Source organism: Xanthomonas sp. NCPPB 1132 (assembly GCF_056629235.1).
This window is the reverse complement of sequence record NZ_CM152819.1, coordinates 2102859-2121154: the sequence shown is the minus strand read 5'-3', so window position 1 is coordinate 2121154 and position 18296 is coordinate 2102859. Positions and strand designations below refer to the sequence as shown.

Here is an 18296-nt window from a genome sequence, read left to right as displayed (position 1 = left end):
TCAACAGGCTGGTTGTGAGCCCCTCGTTCATTTTCATGAAAGCCCAGGCTCGAGAGGGAAGGCCCTGTAGCCTAGCTACAACCTTAAGATCCCGAAACCCCGGAAAGCATTTGCTTGCTGTAACGGCTGCATAACGCTATAGTCTGCTTCGTAAGACGAAGCGACTGACCCGGTGAAATCGAGCGCTTCCCAGCGGCTTCGGCCGTAGGCATCCACGATGCCTCGTAAGTGGTTCCGGGGTCTGAGTACTGAAAAGGGCGCTTCGGCGCCCTTTTCTTTTGCCCATTACCGTCTGCGCCGCTTGTTGGGCTTCTGAGGATTGGCTAGGTAGGCCTCACCGCACACGATCACGAATGGCCGCCAGCTGCCCGTGGTGGTCGGTGCGTTGCGTGTCTCCTGATACGCGCTTTCCACGATCACATCGACATCCTGCCAAGTTCGCTTTTCCTTGGCACTGCGCTTGATCGTCAGAAATAAGTGGTACGGCCCGCTTGGGTCCTGGATTGTTAGGGTGTGGACCCAAGTCGTTTCATGCGCAACGAGGATCACCTTTTTCTCAGGCATCGCGCGGATTAGATCCGGCAAATCCTTAGAGAGCCGATAGCGCGTCGGGCAGAAGGTCCGCATCTTCTGCCCGTCCCAAATCACCGTATCGCCGGCCGGGTGCGGGATCTCTCCATACGAAGCACTGAAGCAGTGATTGGTGAAGGTGACAGCGACCCTCAAGGCCTTCCCCACCTTCTCGCTCTCAAAGGTGATCGTCAGAGGATCTAGGTGCGACAGGTCGACCCTTTGACCACTGACCACTAGCTGTGGGAAGTACTCCGTTCTCAATGCCATTCCTTGTGGCCATCGGGTGCTGGCCGATAGCGTCATTATCCTCGCTGTCAGCTCTTCCGGGGGTCAATCCTACCTCGCAAATGGCTTGGTGGCTCTCGGTTGCCCTACTTGCCTGCAGCCTACTCCTCTGTCCTGCATAGCCGCCAAGCCAACCGCAGCACCTCCGCATCGTTCAGCGCATGGTGCCGGCGCGCCCGGAACATCGGGCGGCTCTCGAATAACCACTCCACCTTGCGATCGATCTCGCCGCCGTCACGACGTCCCCCCAGTTTTGAGTAGCACGGCGATTTGGAGTCCAATCCCCAACGAGACGGAGATTGGACGTGAAGAAGCGCTTTTCCGAAGAGCAGATCATCGGCTTTCTGCGTGAGGCCGAAGCCGGCGTGGCGGTGAAGGACCTGTGCCGGCGGCACGGGTTCAGCGAGGCGTCCTACTACCTGTGGCGCAGCAAGTTCGGCGGCATGAGCGTGCCGGAGGCCAAGCGGCTCAAGGAGCTGGAGGCGGAGAACACGCGGCTGAAGAAGCTGCTGGCCGAGCAGCTGTTCGAGAACGACGTCATCAAGGATGCCCTGCGAAAAAAGTGGTGACCGCACCGGCGCGCAGGATGCTGGTGCGGCAGCTGATGGAGCGCGGGCTCACGGAGCGACGGGCTCTGGCCGTGGTGCGGATGAGCGCCAGCGCGCTGCGCTACGTCCCGCGTCCGGATCGCAACGTCGAGCTGCGCGAGCGGATCCTGGCGCTGGCGCAGCGGCACAAGCGCTACGGCGTCGGGATGATCTATCTGAAACTGCGGCAGGAGCAGTGGCCGGTGAACTACAAGCGGGTGGAACGGCTGTATCAGGAGGCCAGGTTGCAGGTGCGCCGGCGCAAGCGGAAGAAGGTGCTGCTGGGCGAGCGCCAGCCGTTGCTTCGGCCTGAAGCCGCCAACCAGGTCTGGTCGATGGACTTCGTGTTCGACCGCACCGCCGAGGGCCGGGTGCTCAAGGCCCTGACCATCGTCGACGATGCCACGCACGAGGCAGTGGCGATCGAGGTGGAGCGGGCCATCTCTGGTCACGGCGTGGCCCGGGTGCTGGATCGGCTGGCGCTGACACGGGGTCTGCCGCAGGTGATCCGCACCGACAACGGCAAGGAGTTCTGCGGCAAGACGATGGTGACGTGGGCCCACGAGCGCGGTGTGCAGCTGCGCTTGATCCAGCCAGGCAAGCCGAACCAGAACGCCTACATCGAGAGCTTCAACGGCCGCCTGCGCGACGAATGCCTCAACGAGCACTGGTTCCCGACGCTGCTGCACGCCCGCACCGAAATCGAGACCTGGCGACGGGAATACAACGAGGAGCGACCGAAGAAGATCTTGGGCGGCCTGCCCCCGGCCGCCTATGCCCAACAGCTAGCAGCCAAAGCCGCTACGATGAAACCCGGACTCTAAAGAGCCCCGCTACTGAAAGCGGGGGGACGTCGGCTCCGGGAAAGCCGCTGGATCTGGAGCTGATTGGCAAAACGCTCGTTTTGAACGCCGCGAATGTACTCTGAATACGACATGGCTTTAGCTCTGCCCGCCTATCACTTGACAATGATATTGATACAACAAAAATTGTCTTTCAATACTATTTTCATTGTTATTTTTACAATTGTGAAGGAGACCACATTTGGACTCAAAGGTTCAGTGATGGCCCACGCGGCAGCGGATCCCCCAACCCGGGACGACCTAGGGCCTTATCGCTCTCCATGGCCTTGACCAGCAGTGCGGCACGCTCCTCTGGCCACATGTTGGCTTGGATAGCTGCTTGGTGAGGGGAGTGCTCCAAAATTGTTTGCACCACCGTGACCTCGCTCAGAGCCGACCCGTCGCGGCCAGCCTTTGCTGCCTCGCGCCACTGCACATCAACGCCATCCCAGGCAACGCGGGTGTGGTCGCCGACCGCTTTGATCGCCTCAATGGCAGCCCGTGCATAGCGTCCGGCGGCCGATGCAGCATTCCTGGCTAGCAGCCGGCCTAACTCTGCCGCGCGCCGCGCGGCCTCTGCAGCGAGCTGAGCGGCGCGCTGCAGCCCCTGGGCGTGCTCGACCAACTGGGCGAACTGCATCGGCGGGAGATCCCTTACCACCGCGACCAGCGGCGCGATCTGGGCGATTTGATCAGCCTTGGCCTTAGCTGAGGCCTCAGCCTCCAAGCGCTTCTTGCGTTCGACCCCAGTGCCGCCGGCAGCCGCGACGGTCGGGGCGTATAGCTTCCGCATTCCAGCGGTGAGACGCTCGGCGACCTCCTCCGGCGTCTCGACCACCGTCCTCCTCAGGAAGCCGCCCTCCTCGACAACGCGCGGTTCCAGAGCGCTCGCCGGGATAGCTTCCAAAGGCCGCCCGACAGCTTCAAGGCCGGCGTAGAACTCACGCACGGTAGTGTGCTTTGCCCTGCTGCCCTCGACGCCACGGACCAAGCCATGACGCTTGCCAACCTGGGCAGCGAAGTCCGTCTGCAACTTGGACAGCTTGGCTCGGCCGTCCAGATAGTGTGAGGCCGACAGGCGCACGCCGGCAGCTCGCTGCTCGACGCGCGTCTCCCGCCGCTTACTGCCGTCGGAATTTGTGCCGGCGATCACCACTCGATTTAGTGTTTTGGCCTCGAACTCGACCAAAGGCACAACGTAGACCACCAAGTGGGGAGTGAGCTCGTCTAGCTGGATGTTGGCAGCAACGATGTTGGCCGCGCCATGCTTCCGCTCGACCCAATCCATGGCGTCGAGGAAGTAGGCGGCACTGTCTACCAGGCCGCCATTCTCGCGAAAGGCATGATGGTTCGCAGTGACTAGGTACTCGATGCACCGAACCGGCTTGGCTGCCATCTTCTCTGTGACGGCGGCCAGTCGTTGCTCGACCGCCGAACGGAGGGCATCCGAACTGGTGATCGGACGCAGATCCTGGTTGTCGGGTGTGCGGGCTGGGTCGGCGTTGTGGGTTGGGCGCTCGCGCCAGGTGTGGGAACCCGACGCGACAACCTGCGCCAGCGTGGCCAGCTTCTTAACGCGAATGATGACGGGATAGTTGGGCACGTTGTGGTCCACGTAAGGCCAATCAAGGGCGCAGCCCGCAAGCGGCCTGTACTCACTACGGAGGTTGTACGGGCTGCGCCCTACAACCTCCTCGTTCGCCCTGCGGGGCTGGTGACCTCGTAGAGGTCACCAGGAGCAAAAGCAAAACCAAAATCCACCGACGTCGAATGGGACCAATTTGGTGGCCTTAAAAAGCAGCCTGCAGGGAAGGTGCGGCCCCTCCCTGCTGGTGGCGGGGCGCGCGAAAGGATCACCTTGACCTCCGAGGCGAGCGCGACGGTGGCTCTTAGACGCGCGCCCACGCCCCCGCCCTGCTGACCGCGCTTCTCAGCGTCAGGCCCCATAAACGAGCGCCGCCGCCGCCGCTGACACCGCTCTGCGACGGAGTTGCTCATCGGGGTCCGCCCTCAGAGCCTCCTGTCGCGCCGTCTCGACCATCCTCTGCTGTAGCTCGGCAGCTTCTCTTGACCGCCGGCTCCGCTCTTTCGCAACCGCGCAGCCAGCGTCCGGCGTGAACTGGTCATTGGCAGCACGCTCAATCACGCGGAGAAGCCAACTGATTGGCTGCTTGGGCGGGGTGAGACTTGCCATTTTGCCGGTGAACTCATCAAGCACCTCTTGCCGCAATTCGCCAGGCAAGCCGTGCTTTTCAAATTCCCTTTCCACTACTACCACTTCGCGCATTCCAAGCGAGTCAGGCCAGATCAAGCAGTGGTTGGTAGTAGTAGTGGTCGTATTAGCGTTCGTATTAGTGCTCTTTAAAGTCGGATTACCGGATGCCGGCTGACCGGCTTCTGGTGAGCGCATCTCGGTAACCGGAGTGCGATTTCCGCACTCCGGTTGGTTGGAGCATGGGGATTGCGGCGGCGCAGGGAGCGGCGATTGGTGCAAGTGCGGCGAGTCATAGATCGTGGTGGTCGTAGACCACCTACCCCGGCTGTCCTGCTTTTTTTCTTGGACGAGGTACCCGACCTCCCGCAACTCCCTGAGCGCCCCCAAGATCCTGTGGCGCCCCTCACTCGGAGAATCGGCAGCAAGATCGTGCGCGGTCATCCTGTACCCATCGACATTGGTCAACAGTCGGATTGCCACCCCTCGAGCGAGGAGAGATAAGCGTTTGTCTCTGATGAGATGGCTAGGTACTACTTCAAAGCGATCGTGACGCACGGCGCGCGTGATGATCATGCTCGACGCCTTCCCTCGGCCACTTGATGCTCGGCGTTGCGCCGGGCCTGAATGGCTCGGGCAGTAGCTCCTAGAGGCCGCCCAGGGCGGCGAGGCGGCGGCTCAGCAGCGGGTGCCCGCTTGCCGCTGGCCAGCCAAGCCAGAACGTCGCCTAGCCACCAGCACCATTTTTTGCTGCCGGGGCGCTTGAAGGCTCCCGGCGGCGCGAGATGCCGCCATTTTGGCTGGCACATGTACAACCGGATCGACTGGCTGCTCAGGCCGGTCACGGTGCTCAGTTCTTTGACGCCAATGACGCGCGGAAGCTGCTCGGCAGCGGCTTCGTCCAGTGCGTTAGCGCGCGGTATTCGTTCTCGTATCATGCGCGAACTCCGACATTTGCCGCATTTGCATGCAGCAGTCGAATGAGTCCGCGACAGCCATGGCTTGCTTAACCCGCTGGACAGGCTGGCAGGCCGATCCTGGGTGTTACAACGACCACCTAGCTGGTCGTTTGAGCCAATGGCGGGGTTGTGCCCCAATTCAGTCCTGCTCTCCCGCCGGCATCGCTCTTTGAATCCCAACCTCACTCAGGTTCGGGGGCTAGCCTTTCACTCGGTATTTGCCGAGTCTGGTCGGGCGATTGCCGCAAGCCGCACGGCATCCTTTCCTACCCGCGAAGTGGGTCGCTTACTCCTCGCGGTCTGCTGGGCTCGTTCTGCCGCCGAACATCAAGAGAAGTGCCTGCCCAGCCGCCTCTCCCGATAGAACGATCGACACCAGTCCTACCAGCGCATTGCCAAGGATTGTTGATCTTGTTGAATCACGCTGTCAAGACGAGCTTGGAGCAGCCGCGCGTTGGGACAAATCCGGGACAGCGGCTCTGCAAAACCAGTTCAACACGCTTGTATTCATCGTCGTTGAATGATTTTTCCGGAGACACAAAAAAGCCCGGAAAATCCGGGCTTTTCAAGGCTTTACATTACGTCCAACCCGCTAGGAGTTGGTGGGCGGTACAGGGTTCGAACCTGTGACCCCTACCATGTCAAGGTAGTGCTCTACCACTGAGCTAACCGCCCTTCTCTGCCGCGGCGCACCGCTGCAGGGGCGCGAATCTTAGCCCACCTGGAGGACAAGAACAATACCCATCATCCGATCAGGTGCCGCTGCGGCCCGCCTAGCCCACCAGGCTGGCGTCGCGCAGCTTCTTGATCTGGTCGCGGACCCGCGCCGCGTCCTCGAACTCCAGGTCGCGCGCGTGCTGGTACATCTCCTGCTCCAGGGCCTTGAGCCGCGCGGCGATCTCCGCCGGGGCCAGCGCCCGGTAGTCGGCCGGCTCTTCCGCGACCCGACGCGCCTTGCCCTTGCCTTTGCCCTTGCCCGACTTGGCCTCGGCCACGTCGTCACGCGCACCTTCCAGGATGTCCACGATCGGACGCGCCACCGACTTCGGAACGATCCCATGCTCCAGGTTGTACTCCACCTGCTTCTCGCGGCGGCGCCCGGTCTCGTCGATCGCGGCCTGCATCGAACGCGTCATCTTGTCCGCGTAGAGGATCGCCTTGCCGCGCAGGTTGCGCGCGGCACGACCGATGGTCTGGATCAGCGAGCCGGTGGAGCGCAGGAAGCCCTCCTTGTCGGCATCGAGGATGGCGACCAGCGAGACCTCCGGCATATCCAGGCCTTCGCGCAGCAGGTTGATGCCGACCAGGACGTCGAACTTGCCCAGGCGCAGATCACGGATGATCTCAACGCGCTCGACCGTGTCGATGTCCGAGTGCAGGTAGCGCACCTTCACCCCATGCTCGCCGAGGTATTCGGTGAGGTTTTCGGCCATGCGCTTGGTCAGCGTGGTGACCAGGACGCGGTCGCCGTCGGCCACACGCAGGTTGATCTCCGACAGCAGGTCGTCGACCTGGGTCGCGACCGGGCGGATCTCCACTTCCGGGTCGATCAGGCCGGTCGGGCGCACCACCAGTTCGGTGATCTCGCCGGCGGATTCGCGCAATTCGTAGGGGCCGGGCGTGGCCGAGACGTAGATGCTGCGCGGCGAGCGCGCCTCCCATTCCTCGAAGCGCAGCGGCCGGTTGTCCAGCGCCGACGGCAGGCGGAAGCCGAATTCCACCAGGGTTTCCTTGCGCGAGCGGTCGCCTTTGTACATCGCGCCGATCTGCGGCACGGTGACGTGCGATTCGTCCACCACCAGCAATGCATCCGGCGGCAGGTAGTCGAACAGGGTCGGCGGCGGCTCGCCCGGTGCCTTGCCGGTGAGATGCCGCGAGTAGTTCTCGATGCCGTTGCAGAAGCCGACCTCGGCCATCATCTCCAGGTCGAACTGGGTGCGCTGCGCCAGCCGCTGCGCCTCGACCAGCTTGTTCTGCGCGTACAGCTGCTCGAGCCGATCCTTCAGCTCCAGCTTGATCGTGTCCACCGCGCTAAGGGTGCGCTCGCGCGTGGTGGCGTAGTGGGTCTTGGGGTAGATGGTGTAGCGCTGCAGCTTGCGCAGGGTTTCGCCGGTCAGCGGATCGAACAGGGTCAGTTGCTCCACGTCGCCATCGAACAGCTCGATGCGCAGCGCCTCGCTGTCGGATTCGGCAGGGAACACGTCGATCACCTCGCCGCGCACGCGGAAGCTGCCACGGTGCAGTTCGTATTCGTTGCGGGTGTACTGCAGGTCGGTCAGGTGGCGGATCAGTTGGCGCTGCTCGACATGCTCGCCGATCGACAGGATCAGCCGCAGCGACAGGTAGTCCTCCGGCGCGCCGAGGCCGTAGATCGCCGAGACCGTGGCCACCACCAGGGCATCGCGCCGCGACAGCAGGGTCTTGGTCGCGGCCAGACGCATCTGCTCGATGTGCTCGTTGATCGAACTGTCCTTCTCGATGAAGGTGTCCGAAGACGGCACGTAGGCCTCGGGCTGGTAGTAGTCGTAGTAGCTGACGAAGTACTCGACCGCGTTGTTGGGGAAGAACGCCTTGAACTCGCCGTACAGCTGCGCGGCCAGGGTCTTGTTCGGCGCCATGACCAGGGTCGGCTTCTGGATCGCCTGGACCACGTTGGCGATGGTGTAGGTCTTGCCCGACCCGGTCACGCCGAGCAGGGTCTGCTTGGCCAGGCCGGCCTCGAAGCCGGCCACCAGCTTCTCGATCGCCTGCGGCTGGTCGCCGGCCGGCGAATACGGCGATACGAGTTGGAAACGGTCGGACATGCCTCTTCACCTGCAGATGACCAATGAGTATAGCCAGCACAGGATGACAGCGATGTTTGGACTATTCCTACAGCCTGATCAGCTTCCCGGCGATGCCGCTGCGCCGCCCTGCGCCGCAAGCTTGGGACGCGAACCGAGGAGTGGACATGGCCACAAGGACTCAAGGCTTCACCCTATTGGAGGCGACGATCAGCCTGGCGGCCGTGCTGGTCGTACTGAGCCTCGGGCTCCCCACTTTCGGGCGCCTGTTCGACAGGCAGCGGGAACTGGCCACGACCAACGCGCTGCTGGCGCACCTTGCCCTGGCGCGCAGTTGGGCTGTCGCCCGTGGGCACCCCGTGGCCTTGTGCCCCTCGAAGACGCCAGGACGCTGCGCCCCGGATATCGACTGGAGCGGCAACTGGATGATCTACGCGGATCCTGATGGCGACAGGCAGCCGAATCGACGCGACGACATCCTGACCGAAGCCGCAGCACCCGGACAGCCCAGGCTACGCGTACTTTCGTCCTCCGGGCGCTCGCAGCTACGCTACCTCCCTGATGGGCGCGCTGCGGGAAGCAATCTCAGCTTCAGCGTCTGTCGCCACAACGCGATGACCGCCGAGGTAATCGTCAGCGCGACCGGAAGGGCGCGCTCGGTCCGCCACGCCGACGGGCAACGATGCCGGCTGTAGCGACAAAAAAGGCGCTTGCCAGCCGCCCGAGATCTGCTTACAATGCGCGCCTCGCCCGAATAGCTCAGCCGGTTAGAGCACTTGACTGTTAATCAGGGGGTCGTTGGTTCGAGTCCAACTTCGGGCGCCACCTTAGAAAAACCGCCGTTGCACGGCGGTTTTTTTTTGCCTCACCAGCACTTCGCCGGGGTCGAGGACAGAGAGCCACTGGCGGAACGCAGGCCGCTCTGATTGATCGTCAATGTCGCGCAGTCCGTATCGCGCGCCTGCGCCTTTCCTGAGATCGGCACTGCGGTGATGCTGAAACTGGTTGCATTACTGGCAGCCAGGCTGACCGTGTAGAAGTTGCTGACGTCGGCACTGCATGCCGGCAGCGCAGGAGCGGTGCCGGCCGCGCTCACATAGCTCATGTTGGTGGTGTGGAAGCGCTCCATGTATTGCGCCGCTTCCTGCAAGCAACCGGCAGCGGCCGAGCGCCGTGCTTTGATCATCGCCCAGTTGTAGCTGACCATGGCGATGCTGGCGAGGATCGCGATGATCGCCACCGTGATCATCAGTTCGATCAGGCTGAAGCCGCGCTGTGCGGCGAATCGATTACGACTGGGCATGCCTTGGCTCCAATGAATACGGGAAACGTTTCGGGGCGAGCGCTGTCATTCCTGGAGTAGTTCCTTCCACTGCACACGTCCCACCTTGCGAATTTCGCGGATCTTTTTGCAGACCGCACTGCCATCGTTGATATTCAGGCACGCCAGACCACCGCTGCCGCCCGCTCCTCCGGTGAAGTAGCTGCTCGCGCTACCCAGGCCACCGAGGGCGACCGACGCGACGGGGATCGACACGCCACCGACCGTCAGCGTTTCGTCGGCATAAGAACCGTCCTGGTCCAGGTCGAAGAACGACTGATTGAGACTGGAACCGGTGAACGCATCGATGGCATTGTCCTGGCCCTTGCCACCGGGCAGGCACGGATCGTCGTCGGGGATGTTGCTGGTGAAGGTCAGCACGCCGGAAATGACGTTCACGCCGGTGTAGACGCGCTCGCCTTTGGCCGTTGCAGGCGCAGGGTCGGCCACAGGCGGATCGATCAGATCCAGATACCAGCCCTTCTTGCCGGTTGCCAACGCGCTGTTGGCCTCCATGACGCGCACCATCTGATTGTTGACCACGCCGCTCGCCACGAACTTGCGCCGCTGCAGGTCGGCCTTGGCGACACTGGTCGTGGAGTCTTTGATTCCGTAGACCGATTGCACGGTGGTGTTGGTCACGTCGTCGGTGGTGAGAAAACGACCTGTACCAAAGAAGATCCACAACTGGAAGTTGGCTGGGTCGCGCGCGATCGCCGGCGCCGACGTGATGGGCTGAGGCGTGCCTGCGGAATTGGTCGCAGTGAACAGACGCAGGCGATTGCCGGCGGCGTTCCAGCTGGAAGACGTGGTCGCGGAGAGGTCGAAGCGCCAGAGGTTTCCTTGCATGTCGCCGGCGTAAACGTAATCAATGGTCCCGTTGCCGTCCACGTCGCGCACAGTCGGCGCAAACAGTCCATTCGGAGACGATGAGGACCCCACCCCCGTGTCGATTTCAGACAGCAACGCACCATCGCTGAGCCGGTACACGAACAACACGGCGCGCTCGTTGGTGCTGTTGGGGCCGTTGGCCACGATCACCGCAAGATCGCCGTTGTTGAGCTTGGCTATGACCGGAGCACCCAGATTCAGACCCATGTTGTTGTCGGCCGTGGTCGACACCTGATTGTCGCCGGACTTTTCCCACAGCACGTTGCTGTTGGAGAAACTGTCGGGACTGGTGACATCCAAAGCATAGATGCCCTTGCCGCCACGACCGAGCGTGCCAACCAGGATGGTCTGATTGTTCAATTGATCCCTGCGGGAAATGCTGATCGGGCCATCCACGAAGAAGCGGTGGTCGTAGTCGGGCGCACTGAGGGTGGCCAAGTCGGTGAAGTTCAGACTGGCTGGCACATACGCGAAGCGCTCCACGCCGGTCTCGGCGTTGAACGCATGCATCATGCCGTCGTTGGCGCCGATGAAGATCGTCCCGCTGACCGCATCGTAGGCCGGCGAGGAATTGACGATGTCGCCGATCAAGGTACTGCGGATACGCAAATACCCGTTGGGACGGTTTTGCTCCAGGTCCTGGGTGCCGGTGATGTAGGCCGCATTGTTGGCTCCAGTCACAGCGGCAGCGGTTGGGGTCGCGGCACGCGCCAATGCCGTTTGCTGCGCGGAAGTGGGGAAGCTCGCGCCCGCGGTACCGCTCCATGTGCGGATCGTACGCCCCGAACCGGGAATGCTCGCCACCCAGGACGGATTGGTCGCGTCCACGCCGGTACTAGTCACCGGAATCGCCTTGAGCGCCCCGGTCCACTTACCGGAAACGAAACTGGCCTGATAGACATTCGTACTGCTGGTGAGACTGCTGGAATTCGCGGCGAGGTTGCCGGCGGTACCGGTACGCTCGACGATCGACCCAAGTGCGGACTTCAGCCCCTGGGTGAATTCGTCGGGATTGCTTGCCACGATGAAACTGCCACGGCCATTGACAGCCGCATGCCACAGATCGTCGATATTGGCGATGCTGTCGTTGGAAGGCGTCGGCCAGCTCTTCGCGCCCGAGGTGAGCGCCGGAAGATCAGTCTCCGGATCCAGAATGCCCTTCGCACCGATGGAAATCGCAAAGGTGGTCATGTGCTGCCAGAACGCAGGATCCGCAGAGTTGGTGGGGACGGAGTTGGCCATGTCGGATCTGAGATCCGATTTCCAGTAGCGCATCGCCACATCGGCAAGGGTATCCGAATCAGGACTCGCATAAGGCCGTGCCGGGGCATAGGTGTACGTGTTGCCGGTCGGCCCGGAAATGGTCGGGCCGGCGACGTTGTCCTGCTCGTTGACAGGCGTGTAGCCCCCCTTGGAATTCCAGTAACCATCGGTGGTCAAAATGGTGAAATTCTGCCGGCAGACGAGCTGCGCGGCGCCGGCTTGTGGGCCATAGGGACCCGAAGCATCGCTGCTACTGAAATATGCGCCAGCATTGCTGAGCGCCCTGTGCAGTGGCGTGCCATTGCTGCCATAAGCAGCATATAGCCGGTCATACCAGACCTTGCGATTATTATTATCCCCATTCAGCCCATTGGGATTATCGAATAGGCCGTCATTCCTGGTCACCGGAATGGGATTTGCGTCGTTCATTGGCAGTGAATCCGCGGTTCTCTGCCAGATCGTGCGGAAACCGACCCGAACATTGGTCCCCAGATCGGCAAACGCATGCCCTGCACTGCCCTTGGCGACCTTTATTCGCGTGCGGCTATAGGAATACCAGGTCGCAAAGTTGGTACGCTCGGCCGCCTCGCTTCTGCCAGTCGGCGTCGCGCGAGTACAGTTTTTCCACTGCCAACCGCTACTGCTGTTGGTGCAACCACGGCCACTCAATCCCTGTTGGTTCGCGACGCCGTAAAGCAGTTCGCTGCGAATGATTACGCCATCACCCATGATCTGGTAGCGGTAGTAATTTGCGCTGTTAGAAAGATAGGATTCAGATTTTTCGCTCAGATCCTTTGGAACATAGAACGTCAGCGTATAATCGTAAAGATTGATTGGCGACGTCAAATCATGCGTATTGCTATAGACGCTTCCATAATCCATGCCGCCGGTCATCGGCGCGCCACTAGCGTCAACCCAAGGCTGATAGTTCGTCGCAGGGTTGTAGTAGATCGAATTTCGCGTATACACGTTATTACTAATGTTATTGCGACCGCCGCTATCTGTGGCCTGCGGCACCGAATCCGGCATTGAAGTGCTTTCCATGGAGCCGGAGTCGTCCAAGATGAACAACACATTCGGCGCGATGCGCCCCCCCGACTGCAGCGGGTAGCCGGGCACCACAATGCCGGCACTGGCCGGGAACGCCAGCATGGTGCAGGCAAAGGCCGCAGCGAATGCGTTGAGACGGGGCCAAAGGCCGCGTCGCTGCACACGATGGTCGTGAAACTGGCTCATGGGGGTGACTCCGTCTTACGGCGCGATATAGCTGGACTGAAGAATGACGCTGGCGCGACCAGGCGCCTGGCTGCGCGCCACCACCCGATACATGGGACGCACACAGATCTGCTGGCCGGTGTACTTCTCGTCGCTGTTGCACTCGAACCAGGCTTCGGACGAGCCCATGTACTCGATGTAGAAGCTGGTGGTCGACGCCGACGCACTGCGGCTGGCGGTGCTGGCGTTGATCCAACCTGTGAAGCCGGGATCGCGCCAGCGCTCGGTCTGGGTGGCCAGCGGCCGCCCGCAAACGCCAGCGCTGCATCCGCTGCCGGTGGGCACTACGGTCTGCGCGGCCGCCAGCGCCTCGCCCTCACGCAACGCCGACTCGGCAGCCTGGAAGTTGACGCTGCGATCGAGCAGGTTGCCGCTCATCCGTTCCTGCATCAGCGTTCCGCGCACGACCGCCAGGCCCAACAGGGTCATCACCAGCAGCAGCAGCAGCACCACGATCAAGGACACGCCGGTCTGGCGCGCGATCGGACTTTGGCAGGGGGTCGTGCTCATTCGTTGCGATTCCGCAAAGTGATGACATTGCTGATCGTGCGCGTCACCGGCTGCCCGTTGGTTCCGATCGCGTCCTGGGTCTGGAAGGTCAAGGACAGATTGATCGCAGTCACCTGGCTCCAGCGCGCGCCCACGGTCGCCGCACTGACGTAGCCGCCATCGTCGGGAATCAGATAGGTGATGGTCATGTTCTGCACGTTTTCGGCCACTTCCTGATCGACGATCGCCGGAATACCGGTGGTGTTGGTCAACACGCCTTGATACAGCGAGCGACCGCCGCGCGGGTTGGTGCCGATGAACCAACGCGATGCGTTGAGCCGACTGAGCAACGTGTTCGGTCCGTAGGTGAAGACCGAACCGTTGATGCCAAGGTTGGCACTGGCATTTCCCGGCGACCCGGATGCCGCATGGCCGATGGTGGTCCCGCCCTGGCCGCTGCTCATCTGGAACAGCGCACCCATCCGCAACACCCCGGTGCCCTGGGCATTGGGACCGCAGGCGATCAGGAGATCACCGTTCCTGAAACCATGGGTATTCGCGTTCACTGTGAACTGCGCGGATGCCGGGTTGTGCGCGGTGACGACGGCGGTCGCGTCACCGGAAGACAACAGCATCAGGCCATCGGTATTGGCCACGCGATTGGCCACGACGTCAGGAAAGCTGCCGCTCGCCGACACGCCGACCAGGCGGTTGCCCGACCAGTTCGTCCACCAGCGCGACGCAGGATTGTTGATGACGTTCGACATCCCCATGTTGTCGCTGCTGTTGCACTGATTGCCGCCAGCCTCGCGAATGTCGCGGGTCATCAGCTCGAACGCGGTGCGCACGTTTTCCTGGATGCGCCCCAGGTTCTCCGTGGCCGTGTAGGTCCGCTGGTTGGTGAGGAAGATGCCGATGGCCGCCCCCACCACAAGCAGGCCCAGCACCAACGAGATCATCAGCTCGATCAGGCTCAGGCCCGCACTGCGGCGCCGGCCCGGCGCGTTCCCACGGCGCATGCGGCTCATAGCCTGGTCACCGTCTGGAACTGTTGCGTCTGCGCCGCCGTCGCATCGGCAGCCGCATGACTGCCCCTGCTGTCGTCCCACTGCACCGTCACCTGGCACACGGTGGCGTTGCAGTTGATCGCGCCGCATGCCGAAGCGCCCATGATCGCCTGCAGCGAATTGATGAAATTGCGCTGATCGACGACCACCTGCGAAGCCCCGTTCGGCGCGCTGCAGGTCATGCTCATGTTGTAGTTGCCGTTACGGGCCGCATCGAGATTGGCCCGCATCGCGTCGAAGATGCCGGTGGTGCCGACCACCACCTGGCTACGCTCAAAGGAACTCTGGTTGTTGCGCAGCGCGGTCGCCTGCAAGGCCGCCACGCCCAGCATGCCGATACCCATGATCAACACCGAGATCATCACTTCGATCAGGCTGACGCCGCGTTGCGCTGCGATCGGGATCGGTCGCGGAATGGAAATAAGCATGGCGTTCACGTCGATGGAGAATCCGAGGGCGCAGGGCATGCGATATTGCCGGGAGTAGTGAAGAAGGCCACCCGACTGCCGCCGGCGATGTACACCACGCGCAAATTGTCGCTCGGCCGCGTGGTGGCGATGCAACTGGAAAAGCCCGCATTGAGCAGCGTTCCGGTGCTGCTGCGGGCAACCCCGTCCGGACTGAAGACGATGCGGTCGCTGTTGCCGCTGACCGCCGCGCTCACGCTCATCTGTACCGGCGCCTTGACACCACTGACGCGCAGGACGGTGGCGTCGGTCACCACGATGGTGATCCATTGGTTCCATGCGCCGCCGGCGGTGCAACTGCTGCCGTTGTCGCTGCGGCACACCGCCACGTTGCGGTTGAGCCGGATCGCTTCCGAGCGCGCCAGCTGCAGCGAGGCCACCATTTCGTTGGCGGTGGAAGTCAGCCGGTTGGAATTAACCAGATAGGTATAGCTGGGGATGGCGATGCTCATCAGCACCGCCAGCACGGCGACCGTCACCATCAGCTCGACCAGGCTGAATCCCCCGATCCTTCGATGCCATCCGGAGCAGCGCGGTCGCGCGGCGTGAAAACGCAGCATGTCGTATCCCCAATTTCCCAATACCAAGCTAGAACTCCGGCCGGACCGATGCCAGCGGGGGCCGATGGGCGGTTGCAGATCGTAGCCGAACGGCGCATTTGGCGACATGGGGCCGGAACCCGGGCATGATGCGCCGAGTCCCCCCTGCACGCCGCCATGCGCTCCGCCGCCCCCTCCCCTCCGGCCATGAGCCTGGACATCCTGTGGCAGCCCACCAGCCTGATGTGGGTGGTGCTGGCCGGCGAAGCGGTGGCAGCCGTGTTGAGCCTGGCGCCAGGACAGTCCAGCAACGGCTGGATCCATTTCGGCCTGGCCTCGCTGCTGCTGCAATGGACAGCATTGACGACACTGGCCTTGCTCTATTCGCTGCGCGGCCGCCTGCGCCGCCGCCGGTCGCATCAGGTCGCCTATCTGGCGGTGGCCCTACTGGTGATCGTCGCCGTCGCCGTGCATGCGATCGCCTGGGCAACGCTGAGGGAGTTGTCGCTACTGCAGGGAGACTGGCGTATTTTCCTGCTGAAAGTGGCGGCCATCGCCTTGACCCTAGGACTGATGGCGCTGCTGGCGTTCCAGAACCACTGGCGGGTGCAACAGTTGGCGGTGCAGGCCAAGCACGCCCAGCTCGAAGCGCTGCGCGCCCGGATCCAGCCCCATTTCTTGTTCAACACGCTGAACACCGGCGCTGCCCTGGCGCGCTCACGCCCGGAACAGGCGGAGCACCTGCTGCTGGATCTTGCCGATCTGTTCCGCGCGGCGCTGGCCGGGCCGGATCGACTGAGCCTGGAAGAAGAGTTGTCGCTGGTGCGGCGCTATCTCGGCATCGAGCAGATGCGCCTGGGCGATCGATTGCGCGTGGAATGGCAGGTTCCGGATCCGCTTCCGGTGATCGAGGTGCCCACGCTTTCCATCCAGCCGTTGCTGGAAAACGCAATCCGGCACGGCATCGAACCCAGCATCCGCGGCGGCCATGTGCGCCTGCGCATCGAACAGGACGCACACTGGATCAGGATCGAGATCGCCAACTCCCTTCCCGCCGCCGGCGCGTCGACGGTCGGCGGCGGGCATGGCATCGGCATGGCCGGAGTGCGCGCGCGCGTGGAAAGCATCGGCGGCGGTCGTCTGAGCGCCAAGCGCGAAGCCGACCGCTTCGTCAGCCTGCTGGAACTGCCCCGCCTCGCCTGATCGCGCCGAGCCGGCGCGACCAGCGCAGCAGCGGTTGCACGCTCAGGCCATGACCCGGTAGCAGGGCCGATACTCGCCGGAGATCTTCATGCGGCGCTGTTCGACGAAGGCGCGCAGCAACTCGTCCAGGGCCTGCATCATGTCCGCATCGCCGTGGATCTCGAACGGGCCATGCTGCTCGATCCGGCGCATGCCGTCTTCCTTGACGTTGCCGGCGACAATGCCGGAGAAGGCGCGGCGCAGGTCGGCGGCCAGCGCATGCGGCGGACGGCCATGGTGCAGATCCAGCGCGGCCATCGCCTCGTGGGTCGGCTCGAACGGACGCTGATACTCCAGCGGGATGTCGACCGACCAGTTGAAGTAGAACGCGTCCTTCTGCTCCTTGCGGTGCGTGCGCACGTGCTGGATGCCGGCGGCCATCTTGCGCGCCACCGCCACCGGGTCGCCGACCACGATCTCGTAGCGCGAGGTCGCCACCTCGCCCAGGGTCAGGCGCAGGAAGCGGTCGATCTGCTCGAAGTACGGCGCGGCTATGGTCGGGCCGGTGAGGATCAGCGGGAACGGCAGGTCGCGGTTCTCCTCGCGCAGCAGGATGCCGAGCAGGTACAGGATCTCCTCGGCGGTGCCGACGCCCCCCGGGAACACGATGATGCCGTGGCCGATGCGGACGAAGGCCTCCAGGCGCTTCTCGATGTCCGGCATGATCACCAGGTGGTTGACGATCGGGTTCGGCGATTCGGCGGCGATGATGCCCGGCTCGGTCACGCCGATGTAGCGGTTATCGTGTTTGCGCTGCTTGGCGTGGGCGATGGTGGCGCCCTTCATCGGCCCCTTCATCGCGCCCGGACCGCAGCCGGTGCAGATGTCCAGCCCGCGCAGACCCAGCTCGTAGCCGACCTGCTTGGTGTACAGGTACTCGTCGCGCGAGATCGAATGGCCACCCCAGCACACCACCAGCTTGGGATCGTTCGGCTGCAGGATGCGCGCGTTGCGCAACTGGCCGAACACGGCGTTGGTGATGCCTTCGCTGGACTGCAGGTCGGTGGTCGACTCGGGGCCGAGTTCGATGGCCATGTAGGCCAGGTCGCGGACCACGGCGAACAGCAGTTCGGCCACGCCGTTGATGATCTCGCCGTCGACGAAGGCCATCGCCGGCGCATTGAGCAGATCGATGCGCACGCCGCGGTCGCGCTGCACCACCTGGATGTCGAAGTCGGGATACAGGTCGCGCGCCGCGCGCGGATCGTCGGAGGCACTGCCACTGGTCAGCACCGCCAGCGCGCAGCGCCGCAGCAGTTCGTGCAGGCCGCCGCTGGACGCATCGCGCAGGCGCGCCACTTCCACGCGCGAGAGGATGTCCAGGCCGCCACGCGGGTAGATCCGCGCATCCACTACCGGCAGCGCGCGCGCCGCCGTATTGCTGGTCGTCATATCGAATGTCTTGTCGGTGTCGTCAACCGGCGACTTTAACGTCAGCCCCCGCAAAAAGAAAACGGCCGGGTCGCCCCGGCCGTTTCCAACGCTTCAGCTTGCGCCGCGA

14 protein-coding genes and 2 tRNA genes are annotated in these 18296 nt (G+C 63.1%); 4 read left to right on the top strand and 12 right to left on the bottom strand.

Features of this window, described 5'->3' with window-relative positions; all coding sequences use genetic code 11:
- Positions 1-285: 285 nt before the first annotated feature.
- Positions 286-840 carry a hypothetical protein gene (locus AC1G9L_RS08985; protein ID WP_019800008.1) on the bottom strand — a complete coding sequence of 185 codons (555 nt, stop codon included), beginning with the start codon at positions 838-840 and terminating at the stop codon, positions 286-288.
- Between the two features lie 323 nt (positions 841-1163).
- On the opposite strand from AC1G9L_RS08985, the gene AC1G9L_RS08980 reads away from it, so the two are divergent.
- Positions 1164-2269, top strand: a protein-coding gene (locus AC1G9L_RS08980; protein WP_481069175.1) for an IS3 family transposase whose coding sequence is annotated in 2 segments (ribosomal slippage) — positions 1164-1422 and positions 1422-2269 — 1107 coding nt in all. Because the reading frame shifts where the segments join, the coding sequence is not laid out codon by codon here.
- A 226-nt stretch (positions 2270-2495) separates the two neighbouring features.
- On the opposite strand, the gene mobV is transcribed toward AC1G9L_RS08980, so the two are convergent.
- The 4 genes from mobV to uvrB all read right to left on the bottom strand — a co-directional run bounded on the left by mobV (position 2496) and on the right by uvrB (position 8262).
- On the bottom strand, positions 2496-3890 hold the full coding sequence (gene mobV, locus AC1G9L_RS08975; protein ID WP_481070766.1) for a MobV family relaxase: 1395 nt from the start codon (positions 3888-3890) through the stop codon (positions 2496-2498).
- 333 nt (positions 3891-4223) lie between these two features.
- Entirely contained in the window at positions 4224-5075 is an 852-nt protein-coding gene (locus tag AC1G9L_RS08970; protein WP_481070764.1) for a hypothetical protein, read from the bottom strand.
- Between the two features lie 983 nt (positions 5076-6058).
- A tRNA-Val gene (locus tag AC1G9L_RS08965) sits at positions 6059-6133 on the bottom strand.
- 98 nt (positions 6134-6231) lie between these two features.
- Positions 6232-8262 carry an excinuclease ABC subunit UvrB gene (uvrB, locus tag AC1G9L_RS08960; RefSeq protein ID WP_019799001.1) on the bottom strand — a complete coding sequence of 677 codons (2031 nt, stop codon included), beginning with the start codon at positions 8260-8262 and terminating at the stop codon, positions 6232-6234.
- A 56-nt stretch (positions 8263-8318) separates the two neighbouring features.
- Here uvrB and AC1G9L_RS08955 point away from each other — a divergent pair, with 56 nt between their 5' ends.
- Both AC1G9L_RS08955 and AC1G9L_RS08950 read left to right on the top strand, forming a co-directional pair.
- Positions 8319-8936 carry a GspH/FimT family pseudopilin gene (locus AC1G9L_RS08955; protein WP_481070762.1) on the top strand — a complete coding sequence of 206 codons (618 nt, stop codon included), beginning with the start codon at positions 8319-8321 and terminating at the stop codon, positions 8934-8936.
- A gap of 53 nt (positions 8937-8989) precedes the next feature.
- Positions 8990-9066 (top strand) — tRNA-Asn (locus AC1G9L_RS08950).
- Positions 9067-9106: 40 nt separating this feature from the next.
- Here the strand turns inward: AC1G9L_RS08950 and AC1G9L_RS08945 are convergent.
- The 6 genes from AC1G9L_RS08945 to AC1G9L_RS08920 are packed head-to-tail and all read right to left on the bottom strand — an operon-like array spanning position 9107 to position 15682.
- Positions 9107-9544, bottom strand: coding sequence for a type IV pilin protein (locus AC1G9L_RS08945; RefSeq protein ID WP_019798999.1), 438 nt, complete (start codon positions 9542-9544; stop codon positions 9107-9109).
- Between the two features lie 45 nt (positions 9545-9589).
- Positions 9590-12952 carry a pilus assembly protein gene (locus AC1G9L_RS08940; protein ID WP_481070760.1) on the bottom strand — a complete coding sequence of 1121 codons (3363 nt, stop codon included), beginning with the start codon at positions 12950-12952 and terminating at the stop codon, positions 9590-9592.
- Positions 12953-12967: 15 nt separating this feature from the next.
- On the bottom strand, positions 12968-13501 hold the full coding sequence (locus AC1G9L_RS08935; protein WP_019798997.1) for a PilX N-terminal domain-containing pilus assembly protein: 534 nt from the start codon (positions 13499-13501) through the stop codon (positions 12968-12970).
- Positions 13498-14508, bottom strand: coding sequence for a prepilin-type N-terminal cleavage/methylation domain-containing protein (locus AC1G9L_RS08930; protein ID WP_019798996.1), 1011 nt, complete (start codon positions 14506-14508; stop codon positions 13498-13500). Before AC1G9L_RS08930 ends, AC1G9L_RS08935 begins: the two co-directional genes overlap by 4 nt.
- Positions 14505-14975: a type IV pilus modification protein PilV gene (pilV, locus tag AC1G9L_RS08925; protein ID WP_481071078.1), complete on the bottom strand. Its 471-nt coding sequence runs from the start codon at positions 14973-14975 to the stop codon at positions 14505-14507. The genes AC1G9L_RS08930 and pilV overlap by 4 nt, the downstream gene beginning before the upstream one ends.
- Positions 14976-14980: 5 nt before the next feature.
- The gene (locus AC1G9L_RS08920; protein WP_481070758.1) at positions 14981-15682 is read right to left on the bottom strand and encodes a GspH/FimT family pseudopilin; all 702 of its coding nucleotides are present in this window, start codon (positions 15680-15682) and stop codon (positions 14981-14983) included.
- A gap of 78 nt (positions 15683-15760) precedes the next feature.
- Between AC1G9L_RS08920 and AC1G9L_RS08915 the strand changes: the two genes are divergently transcribed.
- Positions 15761-16756 (top strand): histidine kinase, encoded by a 996-nt coding sequence (locus tag AC1G9L_RS08915; RefSeq protein ID WP_019798993.1) that lies wholly within the window; start codon positions 15761-15763, stop codon positions 16754-16756.
- A 42-nt stretch (positions 16757-16798) separates the two neighbouring features.
- On the opposite strand, the gene ppnN is transcribed toward AC1G9L_RS08915, so the two are convergent.
- Positions 16799-18187, bottom strand: coding sequence for a nucleotide 5'-monophosphate nucleosidase PpnN (ppnN, locus tag AC1G9L_RS08910; protein WP_019798992.1), 1389 nt, complete (start codon positions 18185-18187; stop codon positions 16799-16801).
- Positions 18188-18296: the final 109 nt, after the last annotated feature.

What these genes read in the sequence shown, in the direction of transcription:
- AC1G9L_RS08985 (WP_019800008.1), bottom strand. Translation starts at nt 840, where the DNA reads ATGGCATTGAGAACGGAGTACTTCCCACAGCTAGTGGTCAGTGGTCAA.
- AC1G9L_RS08970 (WP_481070764.1), bottom strand. Translation starts at nt 5,075, where the DNA reads ATGATCATCACGCGCGCCGTGCGTCACGATCGCTTTGAAGTAGTACCT.
- uvrB (WP_019799001.1), bottom strand. Translation starts at nt 8,262, where the DNA reads ATGTCCGACCGTTTCCAACTCGTATCGCCGTATTCGCCGGCCGGCGAC.
- AC1G9L_RS08945 (WP_019798999.1), bottom strand. Translation starts at nt 9,544, where the DNA reads ATGCCCAGTCGTAATCGATTCGCCGCACAGCGCGGCTTCAGCCTGATC.
- AC1G9L_RS08940 (WP_481070760.1), bottom strand. Translation starts at nt 12,952, where the DNA reads ATGAGCCAGTTTCACGACCATCGTGTGCAGCGACGCGGCCTTTGGCCC.
- AC1G9L_RS08935 (WP_019798997.1), bottom strand. Translation starts at nt 13,501, where the DNA reads ATGAGCACGACCCCCTGCCAAAGTCCGATCGCGCGCCAGACCGGCGTG.
- AC1G9L_RS08930 (WP_019798996.1), bottom strand. Translation starts at nt 14,508, where the DNA reads ATGAGCCGCATGCGCCGTGGGAACGCGCCGGGCCGGCGCCGCAGTGCG.
- pilV (WP_481071078.1), bottom strand. Translation starts at nt 14,975, where the DNA reads ATGCTTATTTCCATTCCGCGACCGATCCCGATCGCAGCGCAACGCGGC.
- AC1G9L_RS08920 (WP_481070758.1), bottom strand. Translation starts at nt 15,682, where the DNA reads ATGTCGCCAAATGCGCCGTTCGGCTACGATCTGCAACCGCCCATCGGC.
- AC1G9L_RS08915 (WP_019798993.1), top strand. Translation starts at nt 15,761, where the DNA reads ATGAGCCTGGACATCCTGTGGCAGCCCACCAGCCTGATGTGGGTGGTG.
- ppnN (WP_019798992.1), bottom strand. Translation starts at nt 18,187, where the DNA reads ATGACGACCAGCAATACGGCGGCGCGCGCGCTGCCGGTAGTGGATGCG.